Origin of the sequence: Vibrio hepatarius, from assembly GCF_018860525.1 — a bacterium.
GTDB classification, from domain to species: domain Bacteria; phylum Pseudomonadota; class Gammaproteobacteria; order Enterobacterales; family Vibrionaceae; genus Vibrio; species Vibrio hepatarius_B.
Genome location: NZ_JAHKPM010000032.1, coordinates 116,299 through 134,029, shown reverse-complemented (window position 1 = coordinate 134,029; position 17,731 = coordinate 116,299). Strand labels below are relative to the sequence as shown.

The 17,731-nt window shown below is 39.6% G+C and carries 14 protein-coding genes and 1 pseudogene; 8 read left to right on the top strand and 7 right to left on the bottom strand.

What is annotated here, in order from left to right:
• Positions 1-597 precede the first annotated feature (597 nt).
• The 4 genes from rfaH to KO511_RS09325 form a co-directional block, all read right to left on the bottom strand.
• On the bottom strand, positions 598-1,116 hold the full coding sequence (gene rfaH, locus KO511_RS09340) for a transcription/translation regulatory transformer protein RfaH (protein ID WP_215987173.1): 519 nt from the start codon (positions 1,114-1,116) through the stop codon (positions 598-600).
• A 273-nt stretch (positions 1,117-1,389) separates the two neighbouring features.
• Positions 1,390-3,558 carry a polysaccharide biosynthesis tyrosine autokinase gene (locus tag KO511_RS09335; RefSeq protein ID WP_215987172.1) on the bottom strand — a complete coding sequence of 723 codons (2,169 nt, stop codon included), beginning with the start codon at positions 3,556-3,558 and terminating at the stop codon, positions 1,390-1,392.
• Positions 3,559-3,597: 39 nt separating this feature from the next.
• Positions 3,598-4,038, bottom strand: a complete 441-nt coding sequence (locus tag KO511_RS09330; protein ID WP_215987171.1) for a low molecular weight phosphotyrosine protein phosphatase — start codon at positions 4,036-4,038, stop codon at positions 3,598-3,600.
• Between the two features lie 62 nt (positions 4,039-4,100).
• Positions 4,101-5,237 (bottom strand): polysaccharide export protein, encoded by a 1,137-nt coding sequence (locus tag KO511_RS09325; protein ID WP_215987170.1) that lies wholly within the window; start codon positions 5,235-5,237, stop codon positions 4,101-4,103.
• A gap of 794 nt (positions 5,238-6,031) precedes the next feature.
• On the opposite strand from KO511_RS09325, the gene KO511_RS09320 reads away from it, so the two are divergent.
• The 5 genes and pseudogenes from KO511_RS09320 (at position 6,032) to tnpA (ending at position 10,532) form a co-directional block, all read left to right on the top strand.
• Positions 6,032-6,283, top strand: a complete 252-nt coding sequence (locus KO511_RS09320) for a hypothetical protein (protein ID WP_215987169.1) — start codon at positions 6,032-6,034, stop codon at positions 6,281-6,283.
• 99 nt (positions 6,284-6,382) lie between these two features.
• On the top strand, positions 6,383-7,039 hold the full coding sequence (locus KO511_RS09315; protein WP_215987168.1) for a YjbF family lipoprotein: 657 nt from the start codon (positions 6,383-6,385) through the stop codon (positions 7,037-7,039).
• Between the two features lie 5 nt (positions 7,040-7,044).
• A complete protein-coding gene (locus tag KO511_RS09310; RefSeq protein ID WP_215987167.1) occupies positions 7,045-7,776 on the top strand; it encodes a capsule biosynthesis GfcC D2 domain-containing protein in 732 nt (243 codons plus the stop codon).
• Positions 7,773-9,980, top strand: a complete 2,208-nt coding sequence (locus KO511_RS09305; RefSeq protein ID WP_215987166.1) for a YjbH domain-containing protein — start codon at positions 7,773-7,775, stop codon at positions 9,978-9,980. The genes KO511_RS09310 and KO511_RS09305 overlap by 4 nt, the downstream gene beginning before the upstream one ends.
• Before the next feature lie 154 nt (positions 9,981-10,134).
• Positions 10,135-10,532: pseudogene (tnpA, locus tag KO511_RS09300) on the top strand (IS200/IS605 family transposase).
• Between the two features lie 229 nt (positions 10,533-10,761).
• Here tnpA and KO511_RS22290 read toward each other — a convergent pair.
• The gene (locus KO511_RS22290; protein WP_354668156.1) at positions 10,762-11,526 is read right to left on the bottom strand and encodes a Wzz/FepE/Etk N-terminal domain-containing protein; all 765 of its coding nucleotides are present in this window, start codon (positions 11,524-11,526) and stop codon (positions 10,762-10,764) included.
• A 237-nt stretch (positions 11,527-11,763) separates the two neighbouring features.
• Complete coding sequence (locus KO511_RS09290) at positions 11,764-12,198, bottom strand: GNAT family N-acetyltransferase (RefSeq protein ID WP_215987165.1); 435 nt, start codon at positions 12,196-12,198, stop codon at positions 11,764-11,766.
• 59 nt (positions 12,199-12,257) lie between these two features.
• Here KO511_RS09290 and murB point away from each other — a divergent pair, with 59 nt between their 5' ends.
• The 3 genes from murB (at position 12,258) to pssA (ending at position 15,713) form a co-directional block, all read left to right on the top strand.
• Positions 12,258-13,301: a UDP-N-acetylmuramate dehydrogenase gene (gene murB, locus KO511_RS09285; RefSeq protein ID WP_215987164.1), complete on the top strand. Its 1,044-nt coding sequence runs from the start codon at positions 12,258-12,260 to the stop codon at positions 13,299-13,301.
• Positions 13,301-14,263, top strand: a complete 963-nt coding sequence (birA, locus tag KO511_RS09280; protein WP_215987250.1) for a bifunctional biotin--[acetyl-CoA-carboxylase] ligase/biotin operon repressor BirA — start codon at positions 13,301-13,303, stop codon at positions 14,261-14,263. Before murB ends, birA begins: the two co-directional genes overlap by 1 nt.
• A gap of 109 nt (positions 14,264-14,372) precedes the next feature.
• Positions 14,373-15,713, top strand: coding sequence for a CDP-diacylglycerol--serine O-phosphatidyltransferase (pssA, locus tag KO511_RS09275; protein ID WP_215987163.1), 1,341 nt, complete (start codon positions 14,373-14,375; stop codon positions 15,711-15,713).
• A 28-nt stretch (positions 15,714-15,741) separates the two neighbouring features.
• Here the strand turns inward: pssA and KO511_RS09270 are convergent, their stop codons facing one another.
• Positions 15,742-17,682, bottom strand: a complete 1,941-nt coding sequence (locus KO511_RS09270; RefSeq protein ID WP_215987162.1) for a nucleoside-diphosphate sugar epimerase/dehydratase — start codon at positions 17,680-17,682, stop codon at positions 15,742-15,744.
• Between the last annotated feature and the right edge of the window lie 49 nt (positions 17,683-17,731).

Below are 17,731 nucleotides of genomic sequence, written 5' to 3'. Positions count from 1 at the left end.
ACGATTTAGAGCTTTCATTAACAGAATTGAACGTACTTCGGAGTCATTCTCCAAATAGATAGCTTCAATACGATAAAATTGAGCATTTTAAATAGCCACTGTTTCACCCGATTTAGGTAACAGTTCTTTTGAGGGGAATCGATTTCTTTTTGTTGGAGTGACTCGATAAGAACCTGTGATACTATTTTTGCTTGTCTACCTAATCGCACAAAATCGCCGACACCTCGAGTCGAACGAACCGAAGTCGAATGCGTGGTTTCGATTTAAAAATTGACAAGTAGTAACGTTCAAAAAGCAGCTCTTGCTTGACGATCTCTAATTAACCACGTTTGTAGTAAAGTAAAGTCCAATTCACAACTAAAACTGGCGTTGTTTTCGATCTTTTTATCTCAGACATTCAAACCCATCAAAGAAACTTTTATTCATTTTGAGACAGTCGAAATTTCGCCATCCCTTCTAGAGCCTACTGTTGCGTAATTTCTTAAAACCGTCGCAATGAGTAACATATAAAAAGTAATCTAGCTTTCATCGAAATATAAGATCATTCTGGCTTTAAAAAATTATTCAATTTGCATCTAAGATGACTTGCATAAAATATCAACATTCCAAAGGTAAGATATTTTTATTATCAACGGTCAGCTTGGTCGGTCGACTTAACATCTCTATTAATAAAATACTGCGCTTTTCACCATCAGATTCTAAAAAGATCCCTTTAGCATTTTTATATAATCCATCATTGACTAACATTTCAGTTCCAGGCGGAATGGACTCATCCACCAATTGGTCAGCCCTTTGTTTTAAGTCTGTTATTAAAACATCCGGTACAACTTGTGGCTTTCCGGCAAACCTGACATAGTCGTAGACGCCAAAGGTATTTTTCACTTTTGATGCCAGAATAGATGAGGGATCTAAATAAACAAAAATATAGCCGGGAAAAATTGCTTCGCGGACAACTTGCTTTTTACCACGACGTACTTTAACCACATCAACAAGCGGATAATATGAGGTGACCGATTGATTAGCAAAATTTATACTTGCGCGCGGCTCTTGCTTGGGTTTACACCTAACTAGAAACCATTGATTATTTTGATTATCGCTCTGAATATTCTTCATCATAATAAATGCCACCTGTAATGTTTAATCTATTTTTAACTATCAATGAAAAATATCGGGCAATAAAAAAGCACGCTACCGCCCTTAGGTTACAGCCCCCAAATGCTTAAACTTTTAACCAAATTTTTTATCTATTCAATATGCAAATTTGCTTAATATTAAATAATTATTTTTATATTAATAACAAAATGACCAAATTTTCTGTAAATATATGGGAATGAATCTATTTTCTAAGAAGACTATTTAAAAGAATTAAGCTCTTAAAAAACTAGTTAATTATGCGTTGTCATTGGAATATTTATAGCTATAGTAGGCATCCCCATATGAGGCTTTCTTTTCTACAGCATTAAAGATTACACCTTTCACATTTACGCCTGACTGTTCAAAACGGCTTCTTGCTATTTCAATCTCTTTTACTGTGTTTTTCCCGTAGCGCGTCACCATTAAGGCAGTTCCAACATGGCGACCTATAATACTTGGATCGGTTACTGCAAGAACAGGTGGTGTGTCAATAATTACCAAGTCGTAGTTTTGCTCAGCCCACTCAACTAATTCTTTAAATCTTTGATGCATTAAAAGCTCTGAGGGGTTCGGTGGTATTTGGCCACGGGTAATAATATGCATATTTTCAACACCGGCACTTTTTACCACTGCAGAATGCTCGACCGCACCAATCAAATAATCAGATAGGCCACTTTCGGCTTTAAGCCCAAATGGCTGATGCAAATAACCTTTGCGCATATCTGCATCAATTAATAGCACTTTTTTACCTGCTTTTGCTACTACAGCAGTAAAGTTAATCGAAACAAAGGTTTTACCAACGTTAGGCGCCGGTCCAGAAATCATTAGTACGTTATTTTTTGCTTCAAGCATTGCAAAATGTAGGCTAGTACGTAGGCCACGCAGAGCTTCTATCGACAGATCTGCTGGGTTACTCTCAGCCAAAATCATCTTCGCTTGCTTATTTTTGTTCTTACCGCTCTTACGTTGTTTAGTGATAAACTCCGATTGTAAAACAGATTTAGGGATGCTTGCGTAAACTGACAGTCCAAGCTCTTCAATATCTGCTGGATTTTCAACACCTTTATTCAAGGCAGCTTTTAATAATACGAAGGCAACACTGAACATTCCACCAAGCAGTGTGGCTAACACTACAATAAGCGCTTTTTTCGGTTTTACTACTCGTTCAAAAGCTTGGGCACTATCTAAGATGCGTACATTGCCCACTGTACCCGCTTTAATAATGTTTAGCTCTTGGACTTTATTTAACAGCTGAATATAAATCTGCTGGTTAACCTCAACATCACGAGTCATACGTAGTATCTCACGCTGAGTTTTTGGTAACTTTTGCACTTGTTTATTTAAACGATCTCTTTCATTAAACAGAACTTGGCGTTTATCCAATAAAGACTTATATGCAGGGTGGTCGGTAGTAAAGCGTTGACTAATTTCACTTTCTTTAAATGTTAGTTGGTTAAGTTGCGCTTCAAGTTTGACCATCACCTCTAAAGTAGACTTAGCCTCTAAGGTTAAATCGATAGACTCATTATCTTGACGGTAACGGTTTAAGGTATCCTCAGCGCCATTTAGCTCTAATTTGATAACTGGTAAATGTTGCTCTAAAAAGTGTAAACTTTTCTCTGCTTCAGCGGAATTGCGTTTCACATTCTGTAAAAAATAGTTTTGGCTGATATCATTGAGAATAGCTTGGATTCTAGCCCTGTTTTCACCAGTAAAAGACAGCTCTATTATACCGGTTTGCTTACCACGTTCGTTGATAGACAAATTTTCTTTTAGCCATTGGATCGCTTCTAACGGGCTCCGCTTACTAATATTGAATATTGTATTGTTCGCCGCATCCAATTCAGCGACAAACAATTTATAATCGCCAGACTTCGCAAGCTCTCCAACATGACCAGAGAGAATAATACGGCTATCATCACGCACCAACTTATAAGACTTCGTGTCAGGATCAGTGACAATAATTTGATAAGAAAACGCTAAACTTTCACTTGGCAGTTCGAATTGACTCGCCTGAATACGAGGTTGAGATCCCGTAAGGCGCGCAATACCTTTACCAACGACAGGAAAGTAGTCAGGTTCAATAATTGTCGTAAGATTAAATTTATCAACCGTATCACCAAGTATCATGCGAGACTTGATGATCTCAATTTCAGCAGCCGCTGAAGACTCTTGCGCGAACAATTCGCCCATATCCCCAACCATGGCCGAAATACCACCTGAACTTTTTTGCTCAATTTGAATAAGCGCATCTGCTTTGTAAATAGGTGTGGATAAAAGGGCAAATGCTACACCAGCAATTGCAAAGCACATAGTGACAAGTAGCACTATCCACTTACCATCAATAAGAATGCCGAATAACTTGCCTAAATCAATCTCATCAGAAACGCTATCCATGCGCTGCTTAATCTGTTGTGTGGTCATTATCTATAACGTCCTAAAACCTATTTGGGAGTTGAATTACTATAATTTTTTCGCCCAAGCTTGCGCAGCTTGTTCAATAAGATGATAAGCATAATCAAATGCTTCTTTACTTTGCTTATACGGATCTGGGACATCTTTCTGACCTATCCACTGCCCAAATAGCATGGTCTTGCCACGTACTTCTGGTGCTATGGAGGTTATGGCTTCAATGTGTCTTTTTTCCATCACTAATATCAAATCAAATTCAGCACATAGAGACGAGCTTACTTGTTGTGAGTGGTGGCTTGATAAATCTATATCATTTTCTGCTGCCACTAAAATGGCCTTATCATCAGCTGGTTTACCGACCAATTGACTCTTTTCCGCCGCCAATCCTGCTGATGAAACATTTGCACCGGGTAATAGCTTCTGCAAGGCTGCCTCACCGATTGGTGAACGACATATGTTTCCGACACATACAACGAGAATATTATTAAACATAGTTATTTATCATCTAAGGCATAGAGGCTAGTTTTAGCCTCTATAAAGGGTCACATTAATTTCTACGGCCAATTGCGAATACGCAATACACCTTCACTCAAGTTATTAAAACCGTTGATCGTTGGCAAGAACTGCCCTAAAACACGATTCCATCGGCTAACTGGAGCCGCTGTCACATAAACGATATCATATGGGTTAAGATCAAACTCTGTTCCTACCACTAATGCAGATGCATCTTGCATATTAAGTTGGTATACATCAGCCATACGATCTGATTTATCGTCAGAACTGCGAATAACGAACACGCCCGTTGCATCAGCAGATAATTCACTGATCCCACCAGCACTGCTCAAGGCTTCAGTAAGCGTCATACCAGCTCGATCTATTTTAAGTAGTTTCGGCTCATTGACTTCACCCATAACAAACACTTTCTGATTATCGTTACGAGGGACATGGATAATATCTCCAGGTTGTAATAATTTATTTTGCATGAGATCGCCTTTCTGCATCAATCCATACAGGGAAATGTGTTCTTCTGCACCCATTCTAGTCAAGGACACATTGCGCCAATCTGCATTTTCAGAAAGTCCACCTGAGCGATTAATCGCATCGAGCAAAGTCAATGGGATGTTTGTGATCGGCTGCTGACCCGGCTTTGAAACCTCACCTGTGACATAGGTTTTTTTTGAGCGAAACGCGGCAACATTGACATCCACTTGGGGGCTTTCAATATATTTAGCTAACCGATCGGCAACATCTAAACGAATCTCACCAACTGTTTTTCCTGTTACTTCTACAACGCCAATATAGGGGTAGAAAATTGTACCGTCCGCATGGACCCAATTACCCGCCTCTGATGCACTGCGATAAGATCCCGCTGGTATTGTCAGCTCTGGATGATCCCATATAGTGATGTTTAAGATATCTCCCACACCCACTTGATACTGATATTTAGCTATTTCTATATCAAGCTCTGGATTAGACTGAGGGACCAAAATATCCTTTACCTGGTAACTAGATACCGTTTGAGCGGTGAGCGGATATAGATTTACGACGTCAGAGATATCACCACTTTGATTCTCAACAGAGTGAGATACTAGATTTTTGTTGCTGGTTGATAAATGAGAGCCAGGAATGGCACAGCCTGCTAACAAAGCTGGAATCAGCATAATTAAACAACGGTACATTTTAATCTTCATTGCGAACCAAATCGTATAAACGAGAACATGCGGTAATGTTTAGGTGATGTAAAAATCGAACACTTTAGAGCTCCACTCTATTAATAACCACCGCTCAACAACCTAATTGAAATTTATAGTCCACTTAAGATGAAACGCCTTTTAGCACAGGTAAATTTCAAGTGTAACTTTTGAAGCGCGTATACTATCTCGATTTACTTTAAATCACAAATTATATATCAGTTACTATCATTTACTATCAGTTACTAATGGTTAAATTTACATCTCAACGTTACTATCGCTTAACCGTAACCGATGGAAAAACAAAGAAAAATAACATGTCAATAATATAAAAAGGATATTTACATAGCGTCTCAAAAAAGAGAATGTCGATTTTAACGGTAGCCAAACAACAGAGTTTCATTGATTTAAAGCACTTCAAATTAAAATTTAAACACTTGTAATAATTCACTTTATGCCAATCAGAAAACCTAAGAAATTAGTATCAAAAAAATCCTCAAGATCGAAACAAAAAAACAATGCAAAAATAAGCTTGAATTTGACTTTATTTTCAATCTTTTCGTATATTGTGCTTAGACTCCATTGATTTAAAAAATAGGCCACTTAAATTAAAGAATCAAAACCTCTAAGTTAACAGTACCAGAACTCTTATTAATAAACTTTATTTAGAAATAATGTATTTATAAACGTAATTCTTTTTACATCTTTGTAAGTATCCCATAGAATTATAATGGGCGTGCTTATCAATACGCTTCATACGCTCTTTTATATTTATTTTTTGGAGGAAATTCACAATGAGAAATACCGCTCTTGCAATTCTTTTTGCTCTTGGTATGTCTACAAACGTATTAGCTGCAGGCGAAGAAGTCGCTGCTTCATCTAGCTCAACTGGCGGCGCTGCGGGTGCTTCTGCAGCAACGACTGCGGCAACGGGCACAGTAACTGCTACGGCTGTCACTGTTGGTGCCGTAGCAATTACAGCTGTTGCTGTAGCTGCTGCTAACAACAATGACGGTACTAGCGGTACAGACGGAACAACAAGATAACCTCTTGGTCTAGAAAATACCCTGAGTAGATATCTCAGGGTACTTTACTCCCCCCAATAAGACTCACATTATATTTGAGTACAAAACAGTGCAGTTGCTATGAAGCATTTTCGTTTTCTAATTGTTTGCCTTTTGGCCATCGTTTCCGGATGTAGCCAGTACATTAAAGATACAGGCTCCACAATAAAAGAGGCCTTTACAGGCTTACCTGACGCCATTGTTACTTCAGAAAAAGTAACTTCCCTCCCCTATGCGAGCATTTACGCAAGAGTGAATGATGGGCCTAGAGTTTTTATGGTTTTGGCCTTTACGGAACTCAATCCGAGCACGGGCAGCATGAAGTTGAAGTGGCTGTCATCTGATGGCGCTATGATTGCAACAGAAAATGGCCGCGTAGTAAAAACTCTCCTCTTACCAAGCCATAACCTACTTAATTTCAGTGGTTCAAGCCCAATACACGTATCAGGTTTGGAATCAATGTCTTGGCAAGCGTCCTATGACTGGCAGCCGGGCTACCATTTCAATCAGCAAGCAAGTATTCAATCAAGTGTTATTGGTAAAGAGTTAATCACTTCTCTCATTTGGCAGAAGGAAACTCAAAAAGTCGCAGAGACTGTAACAGTTTCAAATACTAATAAAACTTATAAAAATATTTTTTGGATTGACCAACAAGGCATTGTTGTAAAAAGCAAGCAATGGGCTATCCCTGAACACTTAAAGATTGAACTCGAAGTTCTCAAACCCTACAAAGGCTAAATACCATGATCTCACGTATCCTAGCCTCGCTAGCTTTGTTCTTATCCTTCAATACTCTCGCAGCTGCACTTGTTGTTCAAGTTCCCGCCAAAAACGTATTATTTGAATACACTCAACCAGTGCGTCTAAGTGACGTTATTCAAGATATTAAAGACAACACCAACGACTATAGTGATGCCTTTTATATCGCCAATCAGCTTTTTGATAAAAACCAACAACAGAAAGCAATCGAATTAAAAGCAAGTATCATCACTAGACTCCGTCTGTTAGATGGTCCAAATTCAGCACTTGCTAATACCATGATCAAACAAATCGAAAGCTGGAATATTGGCTATCGATTATTTATCCCATTAGATCATGATGAAATTCTAATTCAAGACAAACTTAATCCTATTCTTTCAGGGAAATATGAGCTTATATTTCCAAAGCGTAATCATATTTCATATATTGAAGGCTTAGTAGAAACACCTTCCACAGTGGATGTTTCAAACTTCCCATTACTTTCTGAAGCGGTTAATACAGTTAAGCGATTGGCTGGGGCAAACAACAGTTTTGCTTGGGTTATTTATCCTGATGGACACACATCAAAGCTTGGCTACGCCTATTGGAATAATGACGGTACGCAGTTACCTTCAAACACCTCTGTCTTTGTCGGTTTTAACACCGACTCTACACTTATCAACTCCCTTGAAAAAGACATTGTCAAACTCATCAGCATGAGAAAAGCCAGCCAATGAACAAACGTTGTACTCTTAGCTTTGTTACTCTACTTAGCCTATTTTTATCATCTAACACATGGTCCGAAACCTCAGCTGATTGGAAAGTTTCTCAATCTGACTTTGGTGGCACCGGGTTAATGCAAACACCGACAGGAAGAATGGCCAAAGAAGGTGAGTTTAATGTCGGTATCACGGTCAATAACGATTACCAACACTATATGGTTTCTCTACAGTTAATGGACTGGTTAGAAACCACGCTTCGCTACACCAGAGTACCAGATGTTCTCTTTAGTAATGATGCAAATTATAGTGGAGATAACCTCTACACAGACAGGGGGGTTGATTTTAAAATTAAGCTGCTAGATGAAAGCTACTACCTTCCTGAAACTTCTATTGGGGTGAGGGACTTTGCTGGTACGGGACTTTTTGATGGCGAATATCTCGCTGCAACAAAACGCTTTGGCAGTCTAGATTTTACTCTCGGTTTCGGTTGGGGATACCTTGGCCAAAGTGGAACTGTGACTAATCCAGCTTGTAAACTCAGTGATAGTTATTGTACTCGCCAAAGCGATTATAAAGGCAGTGGCGGTGAGTTTGATGCTCAGCGTTGGTTTAAAGGGCCTTCGGCGATATTCGGCGGCGTAGAATACCAAACACCTTATCAACCTCTGCGCCTTAAAGTTGAGTATGAAGGCAACGACTACTCTGAAGATTTTCCCAATACAAGAAATGCGTCTAAACCTATGGTGCAAAGTACGCCATGGAACTTTGGCATAAATTACCGTCTTGGGGATTGGGGAGATGCCAAACTTAGTTACCAACGCGGTAACACCCTAACTTTTGGCTTTAATCTATATACTAACTTTAATGATATAAAACCAATCTGGCGTGATGAAGATAAGTTGTACTCCAAAGCCCAATTGCGTCCAACAGAAGAGAATACCGACTGGCAAAACGTTGCTAATCAAATTGAGCAAAACGCAGGTTATAGCAATAACTCCATTTCGCTGGATAAAGACGTTGTGACACTCAAAGGTGAACAAGTTAAATATAGAGATCGAGTACAAGCGATTGATCGAGCTGCAACTATCCTTACTCACCATGCCAATGAATCTATTCAACTCATCCAAATTGTTGAACAAAAAAATGGTATGGGCTTAACTCAGACCAATATAGACAGGAAAGCCTTTGTTAATGCATCCAATTACATGTCTCCAGATGCCAACGTTGAAGATAGTCTATCCTATTTAGAACCAGAAGCGACTCCAAAGGTAAGGATAGCCACCAGTAAAAACAATTGGGATTACGGTATCGACCCAGTATTACAACAAAGTATTGGTGGGCCTGAATCTTTTTATCTCTATAGTATCGGCTTAAGTGCCAAGTCTAATTACTGGCTAACCGATAACCTAGAATTAGGTGGCTCTTTATATTTCAACCTTGTCGATAATTACGACAAGTTCAATTATGTTGAAAATTCTCCTCACGTTAGGAATTACTCTACGCCAAGAGTTAGAACTATGTTCCGTGCCTATGTCGATGACAATCCGGTTAGGTTAGAGAATCTTCAGCTAACTTGGTTTGAGCAACCAATGGAAGAAGTTTACACCCAAATGTATGGTGGCTATTTGGAAATGATGTTTGCTGGCATTGGGGGAGAAACTCTCTATCGACCATTAAATACTAACTGGGCACTTGGAGTGGACTTCAATTTAGTCAGTCAGAGAGACCCTGATTCTTGGTTAGGGGTATATCAAGATGACTATTTCTTCTATGACGAAGCACAGTGTGATTCTCGCATTCCTTCATGCCAGGCTTATGTATTGAGCCGAGGTACTACAGGACATGTCACTGGCTACTATATGCCGACTTGGTCTTTCCTTGATAGCACTTTAATAAAAGTCAGCGCAGGTAAGTTCTTAGGAGGCGATTTAGGGGCTAGAATTGATCTTTCCAAGCAATTTGACACAGGTATTATCGTTGGCGCATACGCTACACTGACCAACTTAACCCCGGATGAATATGGTGAAGGGAGCTACAACAAAGGTTTCTACATATCAATCCCATTCGATATACTCACAGTCAAGCCAAGTACTAGCCGTGCGACCATAAGCTGGGAGCCACTCACTCGAGATGGGGGGCAAATGTTACGTAAGAAACATTCCCTATTTGATGAAACAGACGCCCGCTCACCTTGGTATCAAAGACCAATTAGCAACTGATAAAAAGGATGGCGGCTATTGTCGCCATATTTTTATTTTCAGCCCGAAACCGCCTACTTCAGTAGGTGGTTACCATTCAATTAAGCTTTGCCTGTAGTTCTACCCATACTAAACGGTCCCTTGATTTTTAGCGAAGTCAAAGAGAAAAAATAGCATGAGTAGATATAATCAAGCTTCCCACGTATTTTGGAGATATCAATACCCATAGTGTGGTTACCAAAATATCGTTTTAGACTGTTGAACAACAACGTAGGAAAAGAAGCTTATCGGTGCATCAATGTGTACTGTAATCAACTTGGATACGAGATTGTAGAATTCAACGTTCAGATATACCACATTCATTTAGTTATAAAAGTGCCTCAGAAGCTATCCATGTCCAAGTTGAAGGGCGTATTGAAAGGCAAAATAGCCTTAAAACTCTTCAGTAAGTTTCCATATTTGAGGATAAATAAACTGTGGGGTAACCACTTTTGGCAAAGGGGCTATTTTGTCTATAGTGTAAGTATTAATGAAGAAATCATTCGACGCTATGCAAGACATCAAGAGAAATAGGAGCGCTTGGAGCAGCAACAGTTAGCGCTAGACTAAACAAAGGCAACCTTCTTTAGAAAGTAGTAATTTACTTACATCGGCTCCATCCTACAAACTTAGATTTGCATTCTCTGTTCAACTAATAAACTATGGAGAAAAATTATCACAGCTATTACATTCGAACATAAGCTAATTAGGAGTTGAGATATAAGACCACAGCAAACTGACTCGATCATGTCATAGTCTCATGCTAGTCGTCTCCACGACAAAAAGCGAAGCGAATCAAAACAATAAAAACACCTAGCACGCACCCAAATAGCAACCCCAATACAAAAATTACAGCACGTTTAGGTTTGGTATGTGAGGCAGGTATAACAGGTTCACTTATTTGTCTCACTAGTTTTGAATCCGGAACTTCTAGTAATGCTTTTTTGAAAAGCAGCTGTGCTAACAATTCGTCTAGATAGTCTTTAGTCTTCTCCGGCACATTTTTACTTTGGCTAGCAAGAGCTTTAATCGATATATTTACCTTATCCAGTTCATTTATTTTTAACACCCGATTCAAAGCATTAGAAAGCAAAGTCACACCATCAAATGCAGCCTGAGGATCCTGAGAAACGTTTGATATCAAGAGCCGCTTACTATGTTTGTCATAAGACAAAGTTACGCCATCAAATTTCGTTTCACTTATATCAATGTCAGATAAAACTAGCTTTTTAAGCTCACTACCACTAAAAAACAGAGGAGAAAAACTTCGCTCAGTTAAGTTTATGAAATCATAGAATCTACTTTCCACTATAAATGACGATTGAGACTCGTAAATATTTGGCTGTTTAAGCATATACAGCGTAGCGCCTATCGAAAATACCAAAGTCACTGCAATGATTACCCATTTACCACTCCAAAGCTCTTGCAATAACTCTCTCAAGTCAATGTCATCATTACTTCTAAACGAAGTAGGAGTTGGCTGTGCATATTGCTGACTAGCTAATGAAGCATATTGTTGATCTCTCACTGGTAATCCTTGATCTCTAAGTGACTAAAAATTAATTTTTTATTACAATACTACACAGTGTTACTAGAAGCACCCAAAATGTTCTCAAATATCCCAATACCAGCTATCAATTAGCTGGAGAAGACAACCGAACGCCCTTTCTTTATAAATTCTATAAAATCAACAGCTTAAAACCAAAAACCTCCGATCATAAACCATTATGGTTCATGAGATGAATATAGCAAGCACTTCACTGCACTAGTTTGACAGATGAGGTAAATATTGCATCGGAACCAATTTTTTAGTCAGGCTATATCGCTTAAAAAGATTGTTTAATAGGCTAGGCAATTGCTGCGGTTCCAACGCTTGAAAACCATGCTGACCATAAAAGGATTCAAGATGCTGGTAAGCAAAGCAGAAATCTTGATTAGTTAACACCCGCTCCTCACAGTAATTCATCATCTGGTGCCCAAACCCCTTTTCTCTATATTCAGGGATCACCATCATCCCTGTTAGCAAACGGTACTGCTCGACGCTTCTCAACCTTACTGCCGAGGTAAGTTGGTTTTCAAAGTAGCCAACTAGTATCAGTTCATCTTTTTTTGCTTTACCTGAGGGGTAATAAGCCTTATATAAACGAGCCACGATCGGCAACTTCATTGGATCTAACACTTCTATATGTAATGGACTCATTATCACCAAACTGCAAATTAAGGTAGAATGATGGCAGTTTAGATTACTCGATAAATCCAATGCAAATTTTATCCAATGCTGACCTTAGTCGTTTTCATACATTTTCGATAGAGCAAACCTGTCAATACTTAGTGGAAGTGAAAACCGTTGACGATATTAAAGACGTTTATCAAAGTTCAAAATGGTCAGGCTTACCCAAATTAATACTAGGTAAAGGCAGTAATGTATTGTTCACTCAGCCATACCAAGGCGTGGTAGTTATCAATCAACTGCTTGGAAAAAGCGTTACTGAAACGGAGCATCATTGGCATTTGCACGTAGCAGGTGGTGAAAACTGGCCTGATTTGGTGAAATGGAGCGTAGAAAAAGGCTACTTTGGCCTTGAAAACCTAGCGCTTATCCCCGGCTGTGCTGGCAGTGCGCCAATACAAAATATTGGTGCGTACGGCGTTGAATTTAAAGATTTATGTGATTATGTGGAAGTGCTTTGCTTAGACACTTTTACTATCAAGAGACTAAGTGCTCAGCAATGCCAATTTAGCTACAGGGATTCAATTTTCAAACATGAACTCTATCAGCGGGTGATTATAGTCGCTATAGGCATTAAGCTAACGAAAAGTTGGCAGGCAAATATTGAATATGGCCCACTGCAATCTATAGCCACTGAAGGGATAACAGCTAAACAAATTTTTGAACGAGTATGCCAAGTTCGCAGTGAAAAACTTCCCGATCCAGTAAAAAGCGGCAACGCTGGTAGCTTTTTCAAAAACCCTATCATCTCTGAGCAACACTTAAATCAACTACAAAAAAAATATCCAGATATCGTCGCCTATGCAGTCTCTGAGGGTGTAAAAATTGCGGCTGGCTGGTTGATTGAGCAATGCCAACTAAAAGGTATCAGTATTGGAGGCGCTCAAGTACATCAAAAACAAGCGCTAGTACTGGTAAATAAAAATAATGCCACCAGCGAAGATGTTGTGGATTTAGCGGCCAAAGTTTATACCGATGTATTAAAAAGATATCAGATCCCGCTTGAACACGAAGTTCGCTTTATAGGCTCGGAGGCTGAAACAAACCTTGCCAACTTGATAGAGAAGCAATGATGAAAGACCATTCAATCAAACTTACAATATTGAAATCATTATCTCAAGGTGGGTTTCATTCAGGTGAAGAACTTGGTGAAAAACTTGGCATATCAAGGGCTGCAATCAGCAAACATATAAAAGGCATTCAAACTTGGGGGGTCGATATCTTTCGAGTCCAAGGCAAGGGGTATCAACTAGCCAAACCCATGCACTTGCTCGATCACGATATAATACAAACTCAAGCAAGCAATCATATCGAACTCATACCTATTATCGACTCTACCAATCAATACTTACTGGATAGAATCAATATTTTGGACTCTGGCTCCGTCTGCTTGTCTGAATATCAAATCAAAGGGCGCGGTCGACGAGGCAAGGAATGGATTTCCCCTTTTGGATCTAACTTGTACCTATCTATGTATTGGCGACTTGATGCTGGTATAGCTGCCGCAATGGGCCTTAGCTTAGTCGTCGGCGTTGCTATAGTTGAAGCGTTAGAACAGCTTAATCTCAAAGGAGTTAAGCTAAAGTGGCCAAACGATCTGTACTACCAAGATCGTAAATTGGCGGGCATTTTAGTCGAGATGTCTGGACAAGCGGGAAGCGCAGCTAATCTTGTTATCGGTATGGGGCTCAACTTGATGATGACCGAGAAAACTAAAGGTATCACACAACCATGGGCGAGCTTATCTGAAGTAGCAGGCAAACAGGACATTGATCGTAACCAGCTTGCAATAACCATGATCCAAACACTCAATAAAGCTTTACTTGATTACGAACTACAAGGCATGCAAGGGTTTGTAGAAAGATGGAATCGTTTAGATAACTTCATCCATCGCCCAGTCAGGCTCATCATGGGTCAAAGGGACATTATTGGTATATCACATGGCATTAATGAACAAGGTGCTGTATTACTTGAAACAGAAAATGGACTCGAAACTTACATTGGTGGTGAAATTAGCTTACGTCCTCACCATTGAATAGCAAGTTTTACAATTGTGCAGCTAGAACTAAGAGCTGACCGCTAGGAACTGCTAATGCATTTTGCTACTATCCTCGTCCATTTTAAGTAAAGGCACTTAGTCCAACATGATGACTCAAAGGAATTTATTCGAACAACTTCCTACTTTGGCTCAAGATCCAACCCAACTGGAAACGCTATTTTCAGCTAAAGACTTTCGAACTCGCTTAATTGAAGCGATTCGTCAGGCAAGTAAACGGATTTACCTTGTTGCACTTTACTTAGAAGATGATGAAGCTGGAAGAGAGATCTTAACCGAACTTTACCAAGCCAAACAAAATAACCCGGGGCTTGAAATTAAAGTTTGTGTTGATTGGCATAGAGCACAGAGAGGGTTAATTGGCGCAGAACCCGGTGAAACTAATGCCACAATGTATAAGAGTTTTGCTACTCAATACTCCTACCAAATCCCAGTATTTGGCATTCCAGTTAGAGGGCGAGAAGTCTTTGGCGTATTGCACTTAAAAGGCTTTATTATTGATGATCAAGTGATCTATAGCGGAGCGAGTTTAAATAACATCTATCTACATTACCAAGAACGTTATCGCTTCGATCGTTATCAAGTCCTACATAATAAAACACTTGCTAATACCATGGTCAGCTTCATTGAAAAAGAAATGATTGAGCATCCTGCCGTTCATGATCTAGCTTCGCCCACTCAACCCAGCACTAAACAAATTAGAGTTCAAATACGTCAGTTAAGAGCATCATTGGCCAAAGCGAGCTATCAGTACCCAACACAAACCATTTCGCAAGATCAAGTTGCACTAACACCTCTTGTCGGAGTGGGCAAAAAACGCAACAAGCTTAACCAGGCAATAAATCAATTGCTTGCAGAAGCCAAGCAAGAGATTTTCATCTGCACACCGTATTTTAACTTTCCGCGTAGTGTCGCCAGAGAAGTGAGAAAAGCGATCAGACGCGGAGTAAAAGTGACTATTGTCGTGGGTGATAAGACTGCTAATGATTTCTACATTTCCCCCGAAGAAGAATTTAAAACCATTGGTGGACTACCCTACCTGTATGAACGTAATTTGCGCCTATTCGCTAAAGCAAATGAAGCGCACATTGCCAGTCGAAAACTATCTATCCATTTATGGAAACATGATAACAACAGTTTTCACCTTAAAGGTGTATGGGTTGATAAGCGCTATATGCTGATAACTGGCAGTAACTTGAACCCAAGAGCTTGGAGTTTGGATCTAGAAAATGCCATTCTCATCCAAGATAAGCACTACCACCTAAAGGCACAATTTGAAAAAGAAGCAGAAAATATTCTTCAGAGCACTCAACTTATCTGTACCTACAGACAGTTAGAGAAAGCTGAAGATTACCCAGAAGCTGCCCAAAAACTGATTCGCAAGATTACTCGTGTTAAAGCAGATAGGGTGCTGAAGCAGATTTTATAGGAAATTTGGCCTAACTTGGGGCTATATTTCAGTGGATAACGGTATCTAAAGATTCATCTTTAAGAGCATGTAACTTTTTCCAAACGAGATCACCGATGCCATCTGTAGGGGTAAATTCCGTCGGTGCTTCAATTAGCAGCTTCCTGATTTTTTCATACTCGAAATTGTGGCATGCACCATCAAGTGAATCTAGCAGTATGCCATATTCATCTATAGGTAAGTACCTTTCATTCGCAGTCATAATCCTTGGGTGTTCGGTTTGCGATACATTGTCTCCGATTAGAAGCTCCTCAAAAAGCTTTTCTCCAGGACGAAGGCCGGAAAATTCAATCTCAATGTCTCCATAAGGATTGTTCTCATCTTTCAATTCTAACCCTGATAACTGAATTAAGTTAACTGCCAAATCGGCTATTTTTACTGGCTCTCCCATATCAAGCACAAAAACATCGCCACCTTTACCCATAGCACCAGCTTGAATAACTAGTTGTGCAGCCTCAGGAATAGTCATAAAATAGCGAATAATATCTGGGTGGGTGACCGTCACAGGGCCACCACAAGCAATTTGCTTTTTAAATAAAGGTATCACTGAGCCAGAAGAACCTAGAACATTACCAAAACGAACCATACAGAAGCGAGTACCATTTTCTTTGTTACCTTCTTGCTCGGCTAAAGCTTGCAAGCCAAGCTCCGCCATACGCTTGGTCGTTCCCATTATATTGGTTGGTCTAACAGCTTTATCCGTTGAAATTAATACAAATGACTCAACACCTGACTCAATCGCAGCCTTAGCCGCGTAATATGTACCAAACACATTATTTCTTACTCCCTCTACCACATTATATTCCACCAAAGGTACATGCTTGTAGGCAGCAGTGTGATATACGGTATTAACACTAAAACTTTTCATCACAGTAGCAAGACGGCTCACTGCTTGAATAGAGCCAAGTAGGGGAATTATTTCTAGGTCTATATTTTTATTAATTAACAAGCCCTTTAGCTCTCTATCGATCTGGTATAAAGCAAACTCAGATAGTTCAAACAAGACGAGAACTTTGGGTTGCTGAAGAATGATTTGCCTGCAAAGCTCAGAACCAATTGAGCCGCCAGCACCAGTCACCATCACTACTTTATTTTTTATATTTGATTCCAAGAGAGTTTTGTTAGGTTCTACTGAATCCCTACCCAGAAGATCCTCGATTTGAACATCTTTGAGTTCATCAATATTAGCTTTACCCTCAACTATATCCTTCATATCTGGAACCGTAAGGACTTCTGCTGGAAGATGAACCAAAGAGTCGAGTATTTCTTTGCGACGTGCTCGTGATGCACTAGGCACAGCTAACAGAATCTGACTCACAGAGTGTTTTTCGATGAGCTTCTCCGCTCGGCCTATACTTTTAACTTTAAGGCCCATTATAATTGTTTTGTATAGTGTTTTATCCTCATCGATAAAGCCAATCACCTTGTGTGTCTCTGAAGATCGTAACGCTAGAGCCAACTGGCGGCCTGCTGCTCCTGCACCATATATTAAAACTCGCTTCATACTTTTAGCGTTAACTTGTGAAACTAAGACCCGAACAATTAAACGAGATCCGCCACACAATAAACATAAAAAAGCACCATAAATGATTGGTACAGAGCGAGGGACAGGAGCATCAAAGTAAAAAGCTAAAACGGAGATAGAAGCTGCGGAAATGACAGTGCCTATACTAACAACAGCTAAAGCGTGAAATGTAAGAAACCTGAGGATTGCTCGATATAGCCCAAGCCTAGTAAAAACAATAACTGTTACTAGCAAGGTTCCAATTACTACGTACCAAGTCAAATAGCTTTCAAATGGCTCTACGTTACCGATCCGACTCCAGTAAGCGGCATAAAAAGAAGTAACAACAAAAAAAGCATCAATCACGATGCTGATTATGCGTTTAAAAGTCCTAGGTAAATCCCAAATGTGGTTTAGGCTAGCCATACTAATACTCTTTTTAATTCTTACCCTATTCAAGAGCCACGAGTAAGTG

Bases quoted from the DNA above. Each gene is read 5' to 3' on its own strand.
- KO511_RS09310 (WP_215987167.1), top strand. From the start codon at position 7,045: ATGATCTCACGTATCCTAGCCTCGCTAGCTTTGTTCTTATCCTTCAAT.
- KO511_RS09290 (WP_215987165.1), bottom strand. From the start codon at position 12,198: ATGAGTCCATTACATATAGAAGTGTTAGATCCAATGAAGTTGCCGATC.
- birA (WP_215987250.1), top strand. From the start codon at position 13,301: ATGAAAGACCATTCAATCAAACTTACAATATTGAAATCATTATCTCAA.
- KO511_RS09335 (WP_215987172.1), bottom strand. From the start codon at position 3,558: ATGACCACACAACAGATTAAGCAGCGCATGGATAGCGTTTCTGATGAG.
- KO511_RS09270 (WP_215987162.1), bottom strand. From the start codon at position 17,682: ATGGCTAGCCTAAACCACATTTGGGATTTACCTAGGACTTTTAAACGC.
- rfaH (WP_215987173.1), bottom strand. From the start codon at position 1,116: ATGATGAAGAATATTCAGAGCGATAATCAAAATAATCAATGGTTTCTA.
- murB (WP_215987164.1), top strand. From the start codon at position 12,258: ATGCAAATTTTATCCAATGCTGACCTTAGTCGTTTTCATACATTTTCG.
- KO511_RS09325 (WP_215987170.1), bottom strand. From the start codon at position 5,237: ATGAAGATTAAAATGTACCGTTGTTTAATTATGCTGATTCCAGCTTTG.
- KO511_RS09330 (WP_215987171.1), bottom strand. From the start codon at position 4,038: ATGTTTAATAATATTCTCGTTGTATGTGTCGGAAACATATGTCGTTCA.
- KO511_RS09320 (WP_215987169.1), top strand. From the start codon at position 6,032: ATGAGAAATACCGCTCTTGCAATTCTTTTTGCTCTTGGTATGTCTACA.
- KO511_RS09305 (WP_215987166.1), top strand. From the start codon at position 7,773: ATGAACAAACGTTGTACTCTTAGCTTTGTTACTCTACTTAGCCTATTT.
- pssA (WP_215987163.1), top strand. From the start codon at position 14,373: ATGATGACTCAAAGGAATTTATTCGAACAACTTCCTACTTTGGCTCAA.
- KO511_RS09315 (WP_215987168.1), top strand. From the start codon at position 6,383: ATGAAGCATTTTCGTTTTCTAATTGTTTGCCTTTTGGCCATCGTTTCC.